The sequence below is a fragment of the Ornithinimicrobium pratense genome, from assembly GCF_008843165.1.
Classification (GTDB): Bacteria; Actinomycetota; Actinomycetes; order Actinomycetales; family Dermatophilaceae; genus Ornithinicoccus; species Ornithinicoccus pratensis.
Genome location: NZ_CP044427.1, coordinates 1813824 through 1829982, shown reverse-complemented (window position 1 = coordinate 1829982; position 16159 = coordinate 1813824). Strand labels below are relative to the sequence as shown.

Annotated in this window: 16 protein-coding genes; 8 read left to right on the top strand and 8 right to left on the bottom strand. The window is 71.1% G+C overall.

From position 1 onward, the window contains the following. Positions 1–136 precede the first annotated feature (136 nt). Both FY030_RS08365 and ypfJ read right to left on the bottom strand, forming a co-directional pair. Complete coding sequence (locus FY030_RS08365; protein WP_158061113.1) at positions 137–1600, bottom strand: dicarboxylate/amino acid:cation symporter; 1464 nt, start codon at positions 1598–1600, stop codon at positions 137–139. Positions 1601–1747: 147 nt separating this feature from the next. Beyond that, positions 1748–2638 carry a KPN_02809 family neutral zinc metallopeptidase gene (gene ypfJ, locus FY030_RS08360; RefSeq protein WP_158061112.1) on the bottom strand — a complete coding sequence of 297 codons (891 nt, stop codon included), beginning with the start codon at positions 2636–2638 and terminating at the stop codon, positions 1748–1750. A 155-nt stretch (positions 2639–2793) separates the two neighbouring features. Between ypfJ and FY030_RS08355 the strand changes: the two genes are divergently transcribed. Continuing rightward, the gene (locus tag FY030_RS08355; protein WP_158061111.1) at positions 2794–4392 is read left to right on the top strand and encodes an ABC-F family ATP-binding cassette domain-containing protein; all 1599 of its coding nucleotides are present in this window, start codon (positions 2794–2796) and stop codon (positions 4390–4392) included. A 22-nt stretch (positions 4393–4414) separates the two neighbouring features. Further along, positions 4415–6298 (top strand): ABC transporter ATP-binding protein, encoded by a 1884-nt coding sequence (locus FY030_RS08350; protein WP_158061110.1) that lies wholly within the window; start codon positions 4415–4417, stop codon positions 6296–6298. Between the two features lie 13 nt (positions 6299–6311). On the opposite strand, the gene FY030_RS08345 is transcribed toward FY030_RS08350, so the two are convergent. From FY030_RS08345 to FY030_RS08330, 4 genes are all read right to left on the bottom strand, one after another. Beyond that, the gene (locus FY030_RS08345) at positions 6312–7079 is read right to left on the bottom strand and encodes an SDR family oxidoreductase (RefSeq protein ID WP_158061109.1); all 768 of its coding nucleotides are present in this window, start codon (positions 7077–7079) and stop codon (positions 6312–6314) included. 109 nt (positions 7080–7188) lie between these two features. Continuing rightward, entirely contained in the window at positions 7189–7983 is a 795-nt protein-coding gene (locus FY030_RS08340) for an SURF1 family cytochrome oxidase biogenesis protein (protein ID WP_158061108.1), read from the bottom strand. Positions 7984–7985: 2 nt separating this feature from the next. Next, on the bottom strand, positions 7986–8210 hold the full coding sequence (locus FY030_RS08335) for a hypothetical protein (RefSeq protein ID WP_158061107.1): 225 nt from the start codon (positions 8208–8210) through the stop codon (positions 7986–7988). Further along, positions 8207–8692, bottom strand: coding sequence for a DUF3099 domain-containing protein (locus FY030_RS08330; RefSeq protein ID WP_158061106.1), 486 nt, complete (start codon positions 8690–8692; stop codon positions 8207–8209). Before FY030_RS08330 ends, FY030_RS08335 begins: the two co-directional genes overlap by 4 nt. A 28-nt stretch (positions 8693–8720) precedes the next feature. Between FY030_RS08330 and FY030_RS08325 the strand changes: the two genes are divergently transcribed. Together FY030_RS08325 and fabI are read left to right on the top strand one after the other, a co-directional pair. Then, complete coding sequence (locus FY030_RS08325) at positions 8721–9452, top strand: beta-ketoacyl-ACP reductase (protein WP_158061105.1); 732 nt, start codon at positions 8721–8723, stop codon at positions 9450–9452. Positions 9453–9475: 23 nt separating this feature from the next. Further along, positions 9476–10231 carry an enoyl-ACP reductase FabI gene (fabI, locus tag FY030_RS08320; RefSeq protein ID WP_158061104.1) on the top strand — a complete coding sequence of 252 codons (756 nt, stop codon included), beginning with the start codon at positions 9476–9478 and terminating at the stop codon, positions 10229–10231. A 41-nt stretch (positions 10232–10272) separates the two neighbouring features. On the opposite strand, the gene glgC is transcribed toward fabI, so the two are convergent. Further along, positions 10273–11529 carry a glucose-1-phosphate adenylyltransferase gene (gene glgC / locus FY030_RS08315; RefSeq protein WP_158061103.1) on the bottom strand — a complete coding sequence of 419 codons (1257 nt, stop codon included), beginning with the start codon at positions 11527–11529 and terminating at the stop codon, positions 10273–10275. 75 nt (positions 11530–11604) lie between these two features. Here glgC and glgA point away from each other — a divergent pair, with 75 nt between their 5' ends. Then, entirely contained in the window at positions 11605–12840 is a 1236-nt protein-coding gene (gene glgA / locus FY030_RS08310) for a glycogen synthase (RefSeq protein ID WP_158061102.1), read from the top strand. 17 nt (positions 12841–12857) lie between these two features. On the opposite strand, the gene FY030_RS08305 is transcribed toward glgA, so the two are convergent. After that, positions 12858–13622, bottom strand: a complete 765-nt coding sequence (locus FY030_RS08305; RefSeq protein WP_158061101.1) for a hypothetical protein — start codon at positions 13620–13622, stop codon at positions 12858–12860. A gap of 81 nt (positions 13623–13703) precedes the next feature. Here FY030_RS08305 and FY030_RS08300 point away from each other — a divergent pair, with 81 nt between their 5' ends. From FY030_RS08300 to FY030_RS08290, 3 genes are read left to right on the top strand one after another with little or no spacing between them, the layout of a single operon-like run. Further along, the gene (locus FY030_RS08300) at positions 13704–14531 is read left to right on the top strand and encodes an ABC transporter ATP-binding protein (protein ID WP_158061100.1); all 828 of its coding nucleotides are present in this window, start codon (positions 13704–13706) and stop codon (positions 14529–14531) included. Further along, positions 14528–15292 (top strand): sulfite exporter TauE/SafE family protein, encoded by a 765-nt coding sequence (locus FY030_RS08295; protein ID WP_158061099.1) that lies wholly within the window; start codon positions 14528–14530, stop codon positions 15290–15292. Before FY030_RS08300 ends, FY030_RS08295 begins: the two co-directional genes overlap by 4 nt. Then, positions 15292–16155, top strand: coding sequence for a TrmH family RNA methyltransferase (locus FY030_RS08290; protein WP_158061098.1), 864 nt, complete (start codon positions 15292–15294; stop codon positions 16153–16155). The genes FY030_RS08295 and FY030_RS08290 overlap by 1 nt, the downstream gene beginning before the upstream one ends. Positions 16156–16159 lie beyond the last annotated feature (4 nt).

Here is a 16159-nt window from a genome sequence, read left to right as displayed (position 1 = left end):
GCGGTCCACGGGAGCAAGAGTGCCGCTCACGCCTGAGCCCCGCAGCATGAGGGCCCGGCACCTGATGGTGCCGGGCCCTCATGCCGTGCCTCGGTCGGGCAAGGCAGGATGTGCCTGACCCGGCCGGCGAAAGGCGTCAGCGCCGCACGGTGTCGGTCTCCGCCGAGGTGCGCGCGCCGGAGCGGGCATCCTGGGGGTGACGTGCTTCGTCGGACGCCTCCGGCGCCTGGTCCTGGACGGCGCCGACGGTCACCGGCTGGTCGACGGTGTCGCCGACCGGGCCTGCCTCGGGGGTGTCCGCAGCCCAGGGCAGACCGCGGCGCGGCGCGTCATACGCAGCCTGGTCAAGGATGCCCTCACGCTTGGCGACGACCGCGGCGACCAGGGACTGGCCGGCCACGTTGGTGGCGGTGCGGCCCATGTCCAGGATCGGGTCCACGGCGAGCAGCAGGCCCACGCCCTCCAGCGGCAGGCCGAGGGTGGACAGGGTCAGGGTGAGCATGACCGTCGCGCCCGTCACGCCGGCCGTGGCGGCCGACCCGATCACCGCGACGAAGGCGATGAGTAGGTACTCGGTCAGGCCCAGCTGGATCCCGAAGAACTGAGCCACGAAGATCGCGGCGATCGCGGGGTAGATGGCCGCGCAGCCGTCCATCTTGGTGGTCGCGCCCAGCGGGACCGCGAAGGAGGAGTACGCGCGGGGCACGCCCAGGTTGCGCTCGGTGACTGCCTGGGTGACCGGCATGGTGCCGATCGAGGAGCGGGAGACGAAACCGAGCTGGATCGCCGGCCAGGCGCCGGAGAAGAACTGGCGCACCGAGAGGCCGTTAAAGCGCAGGACCAGTGGGTAGAGCACGGCGATGACCAGCAGCAGGCCGACGTAGACGGCCAGCGTGAAGCGACCGAGCGAGCCGATGGTGTCCCAGCCGTAGGCGACGATCGCGTTGCCGAGCAGACCGACGGTGGCCAGCGGCGCGAGCCGGATGATCCACCACAGCACCTTCTGGACCACGGCGAGCGCGGACCGGGTGAAGCCGAGGAAGGGCTCGGCCTCCTTGCCGACCTTGACCACGGCGATGCCGACGGCGATCGCCACGACGAGGATCTGCAACACGTTGAAAGACAAAGAGATCGAGTCGTCCTGGCCGGGGCTGGCGCTCAACCCCAGCACGTTGGCCGGGATGATGCCGGTGAGGAAGTCCAGCCAGCCGCCGGTGCGGCTGGGCTCGGCGGCGTCGGCGGCGGTGACACCCGCGCCGCGGGCCGGGTCCAGGAGCAGGCCGACGGTGATGCCGATGACGACGGAGGCCAGGGCGGTGATCGCGAACCAGAGCAGGGTCTGCCAGGCGAGCCGGGCGGCGTTGGCGACCTGCTGCAGGTTGGCGATCGAGGAGACGATGGCCAGGAAGACCAGCGGAGGCACGATGGTGCGCAGGAGGGTGACGAACGAGGACCCGATGATCCGCATGGTCTCCGAGAGCCAGGTCGGGTTGTCGGCGCTGGCGCCGGTGGCCCGGGCGACCAGGCCCAGCACGATGCCGAGCACCAGGCCGATCAGGACCTGGGTGCCGAAGGACACCCGGGGAAGACGAGCAAGCACGAGGACGAGCCTTTCGCGAACGAAGAGACCGGGGATCCTGCGTGGCGCGTGGTTGCCCCCGGGTGCCGCGGGGACGGCACGACTGGGAGCAACGAGTGCTTATGGGTAACCATTCCCTGCGTTTGGTATGAGGTGGGTCACACGGGCTCAGTGTTCCTCGACGCTGCCCGCGTTGAGGACATCGCACTGGCCCGGGTCGGCGCTCCGGTAGCCGCGCATGAACCAGCCCATCCGCTGCTCGGAGGAACCGTGAGTCCAGGTATGCGGGGTGACCTGTCCCTGCGCGCGCTCCTGGATGGAGTCGTCACCGACCGCGGCCGCCGCGGACAGGGCCGAGCGGATCTGCTCCTCCGTGGGTGGCTCGAGCAGGGTGTCCTGGCCGCGGGAGACCTCGCCCAGCCAGACCCCGGAGAGACAGTCGGCCTGCAGCTCGACCCGGACCGCGCCGGACTCCGGCCCCGTCGAGGACTGCTGTGAGGCCTGCAGGACGCCCGTATAGTTCTGGATGTGGTGGGCGTACTCGTGCCCCAGCACGTAGAGCTCGCCGAGGGACCCGCCCTGGGCTCCCAACTGTCCCTGAAGCTGGTTGAAGAACGTGGTGTCGAGGTAGATCTGCCGGTCCAAGGGGCAGTAGAACGGCCCGACGGCGCTGCTGGCCGCCCCGCACCCGGTGTTGACCTGCCCGGTGAACAGGATGGCCGTCGCCGGCGGCGCCTGCGGGTAGGTCTGGCTCCAGTAGTTCTCCAGGGAGGCCATGCCGCCCTTCATCCGGCACTCCACGAACGCGTTGGCGTCGGCGCCACTGCGGCACTGGGCCAGATCGCGGTCCTGGGCGGTGATCGGTGCCGGCTGCTGGCCGCCGCCCAGCACGTCCTCGGGGTCGCCGCCGAAGAGCAGCACGACCAGGGCCAGCAGCAGGGCGCCGGCTCCTCCACCGACCACCATGCCGCCCCCGCCACGGCCACCTCCGCCACGGCCACCACCGCCCCCACGACGGGTCCGACCACCGCTGATGTTGGCGTTCTCCCGGAAGGTCATCGCGGTCCTCCGCTAGGTCGGTGCCGGTCGGAGACCAGGCGTCTAGCGCGTAGACTAGTCATCTGTCCGCCCGACCGCCGCGTCGAGCCGGGCGCACCGCCTCCCCCCTCTGCAGTCGCATCAGGCTGTTCCCTGCCCCCCGAAGGAGACCGCCCGTGATCACCGCTGCCGGCGTCGAGATCCGCGTGGGCCCCCGCCTGCTCATGGAGGACGTGACCTTCCGGGTGGGTCCGGGGGACCGGGTGGGCCTGGTCGGACGCAACGGCGCCGGCAAGACGACGTTGACCAAGATCCTGGCCGGTGGCGGCCAGCCCGCCGCCGGCACGATCAGCCGGGCCGGGCAGATCGGCTACCTGCCCCAGGACCCCCGCACCGGCGACCTGGAGGTGTTGGGGCGCGATCGGATCCTGTCGGCCCGCGGCCTGGACGAGGTGATCCGAGGGATGCGCGCGGCCGAGGAGGCGATGGGGCAGGCCGACGGGGACGCGCGGGAGAAGGTCATGCGGCGGTACTCGCGCCTGGAGGCGGAGTTCACCAGCCGGGGCGGGTATGCCGCGGAGAGCGAAGCCGCCTCCATCGCCTCCAGCCTCGGGCTGCCGGACCGGGTGCTGGGCCAGCCGCTGAACACGCTCTCCGGTGGCCAGCGGCGACGGATCGAGCTGGCCCGGATCCTGTTCTCCGGTGCGGAGACGCTGCTGCTCGACGAGCCCACCAACCACCTGGACGCCGACTCCATCGTCTGGCTGCGGGATCACCTGAAGACCTACAGCGGCGGGCTGATGGTGATCTCTCACGACGTGGCGCTCATCGAGACGGTGGTGAACAAGGTCTTCTACCTCGACGCCAACCGGCAGGTGATGGACATCTACAACATGGGCTGGAAGAACTACCTGGCCCAGCGTGAGGCGGATGAGCGGCGCCGGCACCGGGAGCGGGCCAACACCGAGAAGAAGGCGTCTGCCCTGATGCTGCAGGCCGACAAGATGCGGGCCAAGGCGACCAAGGCCGTCGCGGCGCAGAACATGGCTCGGCGGGCGCAGCGGATGCTGGCCGGGCTGGAGGGGGAGCGGGCGAGCGAGAAGGTGGCCAAGCTCCGCTTTCCGACCCCGGCTCCCTGCGGCAGGACCCCACTCATGGCGGAGGGGTTGTCGCGCTCCTACGGATCTCTGGAGATCTTCACCGATGTCGACCTGGCCATCGACCGTGGCTCCAGGGTGGTGGTGCTGGGGCTCAACGGTGCAGGCAAGACCACGTTGCTGCGGCTGCTGGCCGGCATCGACCAGCCCGACACCGGGGCGATCCTGCCCGGGCACGGGCTCAAGCTGGGCTACTACGCCCAGGAGCACGAGACGCTCGACGTCTCCCGCACGGTCCTGCAGAACATGAAGTCGGCGGCGCCCGACCTGGACGAGACTGAGACCCGCAAGGTGCTCGGCTCCTTCCTCTTCTCCGGCGACGACGTCGACAAGCCCGCCGGGGTGCTCTCCGGTGGGGAGAAGACCCGGCTGGCGCTGGCCATCCTGGTCGTCTCCGCGGCGAACGTGCTGCTGCTCGACGAGCCGACGAACAACCTGGACCCGGCCTCCCGGGAAGAAGTTCTGGCCGCCCTGCGCTCCTATGAGGGCGCGGTCGTTCTCGTCAGCCACGACGAGGGCGCGGTGCAAGCCCTGGAGCCCGAGCGTGTCCTGCTGCTGCCGGACGGCGTCGAGGACCTCTGGGGGCGGGACTACGCGGACCTGGTCGCGCTCGCCTGAGCGCCCGCAGTGAGGAGCTGACATGACGATGCCCGGTGTCCGGGGCGGGATCCACAGCTTCACCAAGGACCCCAGCGTGCGCTCGCACAAGGTGGTCCGAGGGACCGCCCGGCGCGTGGTCGCCTACGGCCGCCCGTTCGTGCCCGAGGTGGTGGCCTACCTGGTGCTCGCCGTGCTGGGCGGGATGGTCGCGGTCGCCGTGCCGCTGTTGCTGCAGCGGATCATCGACGACGGCGTGGAGCTGGGGGATCGCGGGGTCGTCATCCGGTGGGGCCTGGTCGTGGCCGGGCTCGCATTCGTCGGGGCAGTCACCACGGTCCTCGCCCGGTGGGTCAGCTCGCGCATCGGGGAGGGGCTGATCCTTGACCTGCGCCGGAAGGTCTTCGCGCACGTGCTGCGCCAGCCGGTGGCCTTCTTCACCCGGGCCCAGACGGGCGCCCTGGTCTCCCGCCTCAACTCCGACGTCATCGGGGCGCAGGCGGCATTCACCTCGGTGCTCTCCGGGCTTCTCGGCAACCTGCTCACGATGATCTTCATCGTCGTGGCCCTGTTGTCGATGAGCTGGCAGATCACCGTGCTGGCGCTGCTGCTGGTGCCGCTCTTCCTGGTGCCCGCGCGGCTCATGGGGGCCCGGCTGTCGGCGTTGACCCGGCAACAGATGGTGCTCAACGCCGACATGCAGACCCGGATGACCGAGCGCTTCAACGTGGCAGGGGCGCTGCTGGTGCGGCTCTTCGGCCGCCCGCGCCAGGAGGAGCAGGAGTATGCCGTGCGCGCCCGCGGCGTGCGCGACGCCGGGGTCGCGATCGCGGTCAACCGGACCATCTTCCTGGCCGGGCTAGGGCTGGTCGCCTCGCTGGCCACCGCGCTGGTCTACGGGATGGGCGGGCTGATGGCGATCGCCGGAGAGCTGACCACCGGGACCCTGGTGGCGATGGCGGCCCTGCTAGCCCAGCTCTACGCCCCGCTCACCGCCCTGTCCAATGTGCGCGTCGACATCATGACCGCGATCGTCAGCTTCGAGCGGATCTTCGAGGTGCTCGACCTGCAGCCGCTCGTCCAGGAGGCGGACGACCCCGTCGACACCCCGTCGGGCCCGGTGGGGGTCACCCTCAAGGACGTCGACTTCGCCTACCCGGCCTCGAACGAGGTCTCGCTCGCCTCGCTGGAGAACCGTCCAGAGGGTCGAGAGGCCGTGGACGGAGGCCTGGTGCTCACCGGCATCACGGCCCAGGTGCCAGCCGGGTCGATGGTGGCCTTGGTGGGCCCCTCGGGGGCGGGCAAGACCACGCTGACGGCCCTGGTCGCCCGGCTCTACGACCCGACCTCGGGGACGGTGCGGATCGGCGGCGTGGACCTGCGGGAGGCTTCGTTCTCCTCGCTGCGCGAGACGGTGGGGGTGGTGACGCAGGAGGCGCACATGTTCAACGACACCGTGCGAGCCAACCTGCTCTACGCCCGGCCCGACGCCACCGAGGAGGAGGTCTGGGCCGCCCTCGAGGGTGCCCAGATCGCCGAGCTGGTCCGACGCCTGCCCGACGGGTTCGACACCGTGGTCGGCGACCGGGGGCACCGGCTCTCCGGCGGGGAGAAGCAACGCCTGGCGATCGCCCGGCTGCTGCTCAAGTCACCCGCGGTCGTAGTCCTGGACGAGGCCACCGCGCACCTGGACAGCGAGTCCGAGGCGGCCGTCCAGCTCGCCCTGGACCAGGCTCTGCACGGCCGCACCTCGCTGGTCATCGCCCACCGGCTCTCGACCGTCCGCGCGGCCGATCTCATCCTGGTGCTCGAGCGTGGCCGCATCGTGGAGCAGGGCACCCACCCCGAGCTGCTGGCCCTCGGCGGGCTCTATGCCGCCCTGCACCGGACCCAGTTCGGCGTGGCTCCGGCCGCAGACGGCGGATAGCCACGGACTCCGCTCAGAGAGCGCGGATCGCGCCCCCGTCGACGGTGACCACCGAACCGGTCATGTAGGACGCGGCCGGGCTGGTGACGAACGCGGTCACGGTGCCGAACTCCTCCGGTCGCCCGTAGCGCCGCAGCGGGATCGAGGCCTGCGACTGGCGGCGCGCCTCCTGCGGGTCACCGCCCTTGGCGTCCAGCTCCCGGACCCGGTCGGTGTCGATGCGCCCGGGGAGCACGACGTTGACCCGGTGCCCGTCCGGGCCATGCTCGTCGGCCAGGGTCTTGGCCGTCATCGCCAGGCCCGGCCGCAGCCCGTTGCTGATCGCCAGGCCGGACAACGGTGAGCGCACGGACGAGGAGAGGACGAAGGTGACCGCGATCGGCTCCTTCGCCTCCACCAGCGCGGTGCGGGCCAGCCGTACCGCCCCGAGGAAGACGCTCTCGAAGGCCGCGCGCCACTGGTCGTCGGTGGCCGTGGTCGCCGACCCGGCCGGGGGCCCACCGACGCTGATGACCACGCCGTCGAGCCGCCCGAACTCGGCGCGGGTGACGGCGAGCAGCTCGGCCGCCGCGTCCGGGTCGGCCTGGTCTGCCGCTACCCCGACCGCCCGGCCCGGGCCGACCTCGGCCAGGGCCCGCGCGGCCTCGGTGACCGGGGCCTGGTGCCGACCGGTGATGAGGACGTGGGCGCCGTCCTGCACGAGCGCCTGGGCCGTGGCATGACCCAGCCCGCGGGAGGCTCCGGTGACGAGGTAGGCGCGGTCTTCGAGTCCAAGGTCCATGTGTCCACGCTGCCACACCGCGTGCTCCACCTCGTGCTCATCCGCGCGCTCTGCCGGGGCTTGTGGCACGCCGGCTGGGGCTCTGAGGCGGGCGCTTGCCGCTCAGGGCTCAGTAGTCTTCCTCGTCCCAGATGCGGACCTTCTTCGGCCGCGGCGCCGACCGGGCGGGGGCCGCACCGGGCTGCGCGGCCTCCTCGGCCTCGCGACGGGCCATGACCAGAACGAGGATGAGACCGACGGGGACGGTCAGCCACCACTGCAGGGCGTAGGCAAAGTGGGAGCGCAGGCCGGTGTCGGGCGGGTCCAGGGGCGCGGGCCGGGCCGGCGGAGCGGGGGTTTCGGACTCCAGCACGAGGTAAGCGCCAACCACCGGCTCGTTCAGCGACTCGGACATCCGCGGTAGGTCGATGGAGGCCAGTTGGCTTGCCGGCAGGTCCCGGCCGAGGTCGGGTTCGCTCGGCCGTAGCCAACCCTGGACCTGGACCTGACCTCGAGGGGCCTCGGGGACGTCTGGCAGTTCGGTGGCGGTCGGCGCGTTCTGGACCCAGCCCCGGTCCACGACGAGGACCTGCCCGTCGTCCAGCACCAGTGGCACCAGCACCTCGTAGCCGTACACCCGCTGGTGGGGGCGGTTGCGCACCAGGTGCTGCCCGCCGGTGTCGTAGACACCGCTCACCGAAACCCGGCTCCATTCGTCGCCGGCCGGCAGCTCTTGCCCGCGGGGGAGCACCTCGACCAGGGGCTGGGGCTCGCCGAAGTAGTTGGCCTCGATGATGTCGCGGCGCTCGACCCGGTCCTGGTGCCGGTCGAACTGCCACAGGCCCAGCAGGGCCGTGATGACCCCGAAGACCACGGCCAGCACGAGGTAGAGGAGCCAGCGCGGCTGCCGCAGGATGGTCCACACGCTCAGCCGTCACCCGCTCCAAGCTCATCGACGTCGACCACCTCGAGCAGGAAACCCCGGAGCTGGACGAAGGCAGCCAGGTGCTGCTCGTGCTCCGCGCAGGCCAGCCACACCTTGCGGCGGTCGGCGGTGTGCAGCCTGGGGTTGCGCCACACGACGCCCCGCGTGGCCGTAGCCCGGCATCCCTTCGCGCTGCAGACCAGCTGCTCCTGCGCCCGCACGCTCACTGGCCGTCTTCCTCGTCGTGGGTCGAGGCAGCGCCGGGCACCGGGTATGCCGTGTCCCGGCTGGAGATGACCTTGCCCCGAATCGGGGTCTCATCGGACTCGGCTACCGCCGCGCCGCCGGCGGCGTGCCAGCCCTCCGGCTCACCCTGCGGCTCGGGTCCCGGTGCGGCACTGCGCCCGGGACCGAGTCCCTGGACGGGGGCGATCACCTCATCGGTGGGCACGCTCCGCCGGTCAACCGCGTTGGCCAGCATCACCGCGAAGGTGGGGATGACGGCGGCCCCCACTGCTGCGACCCCGGCCAGGACATAGCGTCCGGAGGCATAGGCCCACACCGCCAGTGGGAAGCAGGCCGTGCGGATGGCCATGGCCAGCAGGTACCGGCGCATCCTCTGGTTGCGGTCCTCGTCCTGGGACCGACGGGCGGTCGTGACCGCTTGCGCGCGGCCGCGCGCGTCGCGGTGGGAGGAGGTTCTGGGCACTCATCCACGATACGGCTACGGTGATCCGATGAGCGACGCAGACTCCATCCCCCAGCCCTTGGCCGTCCTGGTGACAGGGGGCAACCGCGGCATTGGCCTGGCCATCGCCCAGGACCTGTCCGCCCACGGCCACGACGTGATCGTCACCTCCCGTAGCGGCGAGTCCCCCGAGGGGCTGAGGGCCGTCCGGTGCGACGTCACCGACACCGAGAGCGTGGACCAGGCGTTCACGCAGGCCGAGGCGCTGCTCGGGCGGCCCGTCGAGGTGCTCGTGGCCAACGCCGGGATCACCAAGGACACCCTGCTGATGCGGATGAGCGATGAGGAGTTCGACAGCGTCCTGGACACCAACCTCACCGGCGCCTTCCGCTGCGCCCGCCGCGCCTCCAAGGGGATGGTCCGAGCGCGCAAGGGACGGATCATCCTCATCTCCTCCGTCGTCGGGCTCTACGGCTCCCCGGGGCAGACCAACTACGCCTCGTCCAAGGCCGCGTTGGTGGGTCTGGCCCGGTCCATCACCCGCGAGCTTGGAAGCCGCAACATCACCGCCAACGTGGTGGCCCCCGGCTACATCGAGACCGAGATGACCTCCCAGCTGCCGGAGGACCGCCGCAAGGCCTACCTCGGCGCCATCCCGGCCGGCCGGTTCGCCAGCCCGGAGGAGGTGGCCGGGGTGGTGCGCTTCCTGGCCGGCCCGGACGCGGCCTACATCTCCGGCGCGGTGATTCCCGTGGACGGCGGGTTGGGCATGGGGCACTGACCTGAGCCATTAGAGTCTGGCCCATGCTCCTCGACGGCAAGAAGATCCTCGTCACCGGTGTCCTCATGGACACCTCTATCGCCTTCCACGTGGCCCGGCTGGCCCAGGAGCAGGGTGCGCAGGTGGTGCTGACCTCCTTCGGGCGCACCTTCAAGATCACCCAGACCATCGCCAGGCGGCTGCCGCAGGCGGCCCCGGTGGTCGAGCTGGACGTCACGGACGAGGAGCACCTGGCCACCCTCGCGGACCGGCTCGGCGAGCACGTGGACCACCTGGACGGCGTGCTGCATTCGATCGGGTTCGCCCCCAAGGGCGCCTTCGACTTCATGAACGCCTCCTGGCCGGATGTCGCCACGGCGGTCCAGGTGAGCGCCTACTCGCTCAAGTCCCTGGCCGCCGCGGCCCTGCCGCGGATGGGCGAGGGTGGCTCGATCGTGGGGCTGACCTTCGACGCGCAGTACGCCTGGCCGGTCTACGACTGGATGGGCGTGTCCAAGGCCGCGTTCGAGGCGACCAGCCGTTATCTGGCCCGCGACCTCGGTCCCCGGGGCATCCGCTCCAACCTGGTCTCGGCCGGGCCGATCGCGACCACCGCGGCCAAGTCGATCCCCGATTTCGAGCAGTTCGCCAAGTGGGGCGAGCACTCGCCCCTGGGCTGGGACGTCAAGGACCCGGTGCCGGCCGCGCAGGCATGCGTGGCGCTGCTGTCCGACTGGTTCCCCGCCACCACCGGCGAGATCGTCCACGTCGACGGCGGCTACCACGCGACCGGGTTCTGAGACGACCTACTCCCAAGACCGCAGGGGCTAGCGCAGAGGGCTCAGCCCTCGATCACGGTCCCCTTTCCCACGACCACCAGGCCGGAGTCGGTCACCGTGAAGCCACGCTCCCGGTCGTGGTCGTGGTCGATCCCGATGTGGACACCCGCGGGGACGAAGACCCCTTTGTCGATGATCGCGCGGTGGATCTGGCAGGACCGGCCGACCTCGACGCGGTCCATGAGCACCGAGCCGGTGACGTGGCTGAAGCTGTGCACCTTGACGCGCGGGGAAAGCACCGAATCGCTGATGGTGGCACCGGAGACGACGCAGCCGGGGGAGACGGCGGAGTTGACCGCGTGCCCGACCCGGTCCCCGGACCCGTGCACGAACTTGGCCGGAGGGTGGGGACCGTAGTTGGTGTAGATCGGCCAGGACTCGTTGTAGAGGTTGAACACCGGGTGGATCGAGATCAGGTCCATGTGGGCGTCGTAGTAGGAGTCGATCGTCCCCACGTCGCGCCAGTAGCCGCGGTCGCGGTCGACGGCGCCGGGGATGTCGTTGTCCTTGAAGTCGTAGACCCAGCCCTCGCCCTGCTCCACGAAGGCCGGCACGATGTCACCGCCCATGTCGTGCTTGGAGCCCTCGTTGAGCGAGTCCTCGCGGACCGCCTGCTCCAACGCGTCCGCGGTGAACACGTAGTTGCCCATCGAGGCGAGCACCTCCTCGGGGGAATCGGGCAGCCCAACCGGGTTCGTCGGCTTCTCCAGGAACTCGCGGATCCGGCGCGGGTCCTGCGGGTTCACGTCGATGACGCCGAACTGGTCGGCCAGGCCGATCGGCTGGCGGATCGCCGCCACCGTGCAAGGGGCCCCCGTGTCCAGGTGCTGCTGGACCATCTGAGAAAAGTCCATCCGGTAGACGTGGTCGGCCCCCACCACGACCACGATGTCCGGCCGCTCGTCGTGCACCAGGTTCAGGCTCTGGTAGATCGCGTCGGCCGAGCCGGAGAACCAGCTCTTGCCCAGCCGCTGCTGCGCGGGGACCGGCGCGACGTAGTTGCCCAACAGCGTGGACATCCGCCAGGTCTTGGTGATGTGGGTGTCCAGGCTGTGCGACTTGTACTGCGTGAGCACCACGATCTTCAGGTAGCCGCTGTTGACGATGTTGGACAGTGCGAAGTCGATCAGCCGGTAGATGCCTCCGAACGGCACGGCGGGCTTGGCACGGTCAGCCGTGAGCGGCATCAGTCGCTTGCCCTCACCACCGGCCAGGACGATCGCCAGGACCTTGAGCCGTGAGCCGCCATGTCGTGCCATGACCCCAACCTAGACTCATCCAGCACCCCGGCGCGAGGGGTAGTGCCGCAGGCGAGGGCGCACTAGGTTGGTGGCGTGCGCATCGACATCCTGACCCGCGAGTATCCACCGAACATTTACGGCGGAGCCGGAGTGCACGTGGCCGAGCTCACTCGTGCGCTGCGCGCGGTCGAAGGAGTCCAGGTGCAGGTCCGGGCGTTCGACTCTCCGGTCGAGGAGGAGATGACGAGCGGATATGAAGTGCCGCCCGGCCTGGAGGATGCGAACGCGGCCCTGCGCACGCTCGGCGTGGATCTGCTCATGGCCCGGGACGTCGCCGACGGCGGGGCCGACCTGGTCCACTCGCACACCTGGTACGCCAACCTGGGCGGCCACCTCGGTGGGGCGCTGGGCGGGATCCCGCACGTCATCAGCGCGCACAGCCTGGAGCCGATGCGGCCCTGGAAGGCCGAACAGCTCGCTGGCGGGTATGCCGTCTCCTCCATGGCCGAGAAGGTCGCCTACGAAGGCGCGGACGGGATCATTGCGGTGTCGGCCGGGATGCGCCAGGACATCCTCGCCTCATACCCCAGCGTCGACCCCCAGAAGGTGCATGTCGTGCACAACGGCATCGACTCACAGCTGTGGCAACGCGACCGCTCGGAGCCGGCGGCGCAGTTCGTCCGCTCCCACGGGCTGGACCCGCACGCCCGTACCGTGGTCTTCCTGGGCCGGATCACCCGGCAGAAGGGCCTGCCCTACCTCCTGCGCGCGCTGAGCCAGCTGGATGATGACGTGCAGGTCGTGCTCCTCGCCGGCGCCCCGGACACTCCGGAGATCGAGGGGGAGGTCGTGGCGCTGGTCGACGAGCTGCGTGAGGAACGGGGTGAGGGTGCGGCCCCGGTGGTGTGGATCGGGGAGATGCTGCCGCGGGAGAAGGTCATCGCGGTGCTGTCCCGCGCGACCGTGTTCCTGTGCCCCTCCGTCTATGAGCCGCTGGGCATCGTCAACCTGGAGGCCATGGCCTGCGGGGCCGCCGTGGTGGCCACCGCCACCGGCGGCATCCCCGAGGTGGTCGTGAACGGCGAGACCGGGTGGCTGGTCCCGATCGAGCAGGTCAGCGACGGCACCGGGACCCCGGTCGACGAGGATGCCTTCGTCGCCGACCTGGGCAAGACCATCGTGGAGGCGGTCTCGGACCCGCACGAGGCGGACCGCCGTGGCGCCGCCGGTCGTGCGCGTGCGGTCGAGAGCTTCTCCTGGACGACGATCGCCGAGCGGACGCTGGAGGTCTATCGCGCGGTCCTGGCAGGACGCGCCCCCTCCTCCTGACACGGCAGGTGCCGCGCTCAGGAGCGGCGGGACAGATGCAGCGCGCCGACGTTCACCGCGTCCTCCAGCGCGGCGGTGGCCAGGTCCCGCAGCCGGGAGAGCAGGACGCTGCGGCGTCCGGTCGAGCTCGCGTCGATCGACTCCTGACCCGGCTCCAGCCCGGCGTCCGCCAGCGCGAGGACCGTGCCGGCCAGGTCGATGACGCGCAGGACCCGGGGCGGCAGGCCACCGGGCAGCCCCCACGGTCCGTGCCCGGAGGACAGGCGGCGTCGCAGCCCTCGCATTCCCTCCTCGGCTGCGAGCGGAGGGGCCCCCACCCGGGCCAGCTCCTCAGTGAGCACGGCCAGCTCCTGGCGTAGCGAGAGCTCGGTCTGACCCAGGTCGAGAGCCTCGACCCGGTGCACGGGCACCGGGTGGGCGTCGAAGGAGTCCCAGCGGGCTGACCAACCCTGGTCACCCTCCGGCCCATAGGCCTCCAGCCTGGGCACGAGAACTGAGCCCAGGCCCGGGGCCAGGACGCACTCCTGTGCGGCGGTCGCTGCAGCGAACAGCTCGGGCGTGCCCGACGGCAGGGCGCCCAGGGCACCGGGGCGGGGCAGGGCCACCAGGACGGCGGGCTCGCCCAGGTCTCGCCAGGCCGTCAACGGGGCGATGAGCCCTTGGACGAGGTCGATCCCCGGCAGCGCCTTAGGCGGCAGGTGGAGCAGCGAGGAGCCGTCGGCGAACGAGTCGGTCGCCCAGAGGGCGACCCGGACGCTGGCGGGTAGGGCGTGCTCGGACATGCGCCGATGGTAGGCGACACCCTCTCGGCACGTCCGTCCCCTGCGCAGGCGGCGGCCGGGCAAAGACTAGAGTGACCAGCCATGAGCGATGTCCTGGAATTCGCCGGCGTCGGTGTCCGCCGTGGCACCACGGACCTGCTGAAGGATGTCGACTGGTCGGTGGAGGAGGGGGAACGCTGGGTCGTGCTGGGGCCCAACGGCGCCGGCAAGACGACGCTGCTACAGCTCGCGGCGGCCCGTATGCACCCGACGACCGGGGTGGCCGGTGTGCTGGGCGAGGTCCTGGGCACCGTGGACGTCTTCGAGCTGCGCCCCCGGATCGGGGTCTCTAGCGCGGCTGTCGCCGACCGGATCCCCGAGGAGGAGCGGGTCAGCGACGTCGTCGTCACCGCCGCCTACGGCGTGCTCGGCCGCTGGCGGGAGGAGTATGACGAGTCCGACGAGCAGCGGGCCGCTGAGCTGCTCGAGGCGCTCGGGGTGGCGCACCTCGCCCAACGACGCTTCGGGACCCTCTCCGAGGGGGAGCGCAAGCGGGTGCAGATCGCCCGGGCGCTGATGACGGACCCGGAGCTGATGCTCCTCGACGAGCCCGCGGCCGGGCTCGACCTGCGGGGGCGGGAGGACCTCGTCGGCCGGCTCAGCGCCCTGGCCCAGGACATCGAGGCGCCCGCCCTGGTGCTGGTGACGCACCACGTCGAGGAGATCCCGCCCGGGTTCACCGACATCTTGCTGCTGCGCGACGGCGAGGTGGTGGCCGCCGGACCGTTGGAGGTCACGCTGACGGCCGAGAACCTCAGCCAGGCGTTCGGCATACCCCTGGTCGTGGACCAGCACGGAGACCGGTGGTCGGCCCGCGCCGCCGAGCCCACCGGCGAGCCCGCCCGCACCGCCGCCGACCCGGCCCGGTGAGCGTCTTCGAGGTCGTCGCGATCATCCTGGCGGGTCTGGCCGCCGGCACGATCAACACGATCGTCGGCAGCGGGACGCTGGTGACCTTCCCGACCCTGCTGTTCTTCGGCTATCCGCCGGTGGCCGCCAATGTCTCCAACAGCCTGGGGCTGGTGCCGGGTGGGATGGCCGGTGCCTGGGGCTACCGCCACGAGCTGCGCAGCCTGGGGCCGATGGTGCGCAGACTGGCGCCGGCCTCCCTCATCGGGTCGGTCCTGGGTGCGGTGCTCCTGCTCGTGCTGCCGCCGGCCGCGTTCGAGGCGATCGTCCCCATCCTGATCTTCCTCTCCCTGCTGCTGGTCGTCTTCGGCCCACGCCTGTCCCGGTGGGCCGCCAACCAGCACGCGGACCACCTGACCCCCGGACGGTGGGTGGCGCTGATCTTGGGCATCCTGTTCGCCGGGATGTACGGCGGGTACTTCGGCGCCGCGCAGGGCGTGCTGCTGATCGGCGTCATGAGCATCCTGCTTCCGCTGGGCATCCAGCAGATCAACGGGATCAAGAACGTGCTGGGGATGATCGTCAACCTGGTGGCCGCGGTGGTCTTCCTCATCGTGGCGCCCGGCGTGATCGACTGGACGATCGTGCTGCTCATCTCCATCGGCTCACTGATGGGTGGCTTCCTCGGTGCCCGGGTCGGCCGCGCCATGCACCCCAACCTGCTGCGCGCGGTGATCGTCATAATCGGCACCGTGGCGATCATCAACCTGCTGGTCGACTGATGGAGCAGGAACCGAGGAGCGACACCGGCGGCACCGCCGAACTGCCCCCGGGTTGCACCTGGGTGGATGATCCCCGCGCAGAGCACCTGCGCGACTACTTCGCGCTGACCGACGTGGCGCTGCGCCGAGTCGTCGAGCCCGAGCGGGGGCTGTTCATGGCCGAGTCGGACAAGGTGATCCGCCGGGCCCTGTCGACCGGGCACCGCCTTCGCTCGTTGCTCATGACGCCCCGGTGGGTGCACGAGTGGCCCGACCTGCTCGCCTCGGCCCGCGAGCACGCAGCGCCCGTCTATGTTGCGGCCCCTCAGGTCGCCGAGGCGATGACCGGCTTTCACCTCCACCGGGGGGTGCTGGCCGCGATGCACCGCCCTGAGCCGCTGCCCCTGGAGCAGGTGCTCGCGGGCGCCCGGCGGGTGGCGGTGCTGGAGGACATCGTCGACCACACCAACGTCGGGGCGGTCTTCCGCTCGGCCGCGGCCCTCGGGGTCGACGCGGTCCTGGTGACGCCGCGGTGCGCGGACCCGCTCTACCGTCGCGCGGTCCGGGTCTCGATGGGCACGGTCTTCCAGGTGCCGTGGACGCGGATCGACCCGTGGCCCGCCGGCGTCGCGACGCTGCAGGAGATCGGGTTTACCGTGGCCGCCCTCGCCCTGGCGAAGGACGCGGTCACCCTCGAGGACCTCGAGCGGGAGCCGCCGGACCGGCTGGCCCTGGTGCTCGGGACGGAGGGCGACGGGCTCGCGCGGGACACCGTCCGGGCCGCCGACGTCGTCGTGCGGATCCCCATGGGTGGGGGAGTGGACTCGCTCAACGTCGCCGCGGCCTCGGCCGTCGCCTTCTGGGCCGTCCGTCCCCACAACTGACCAA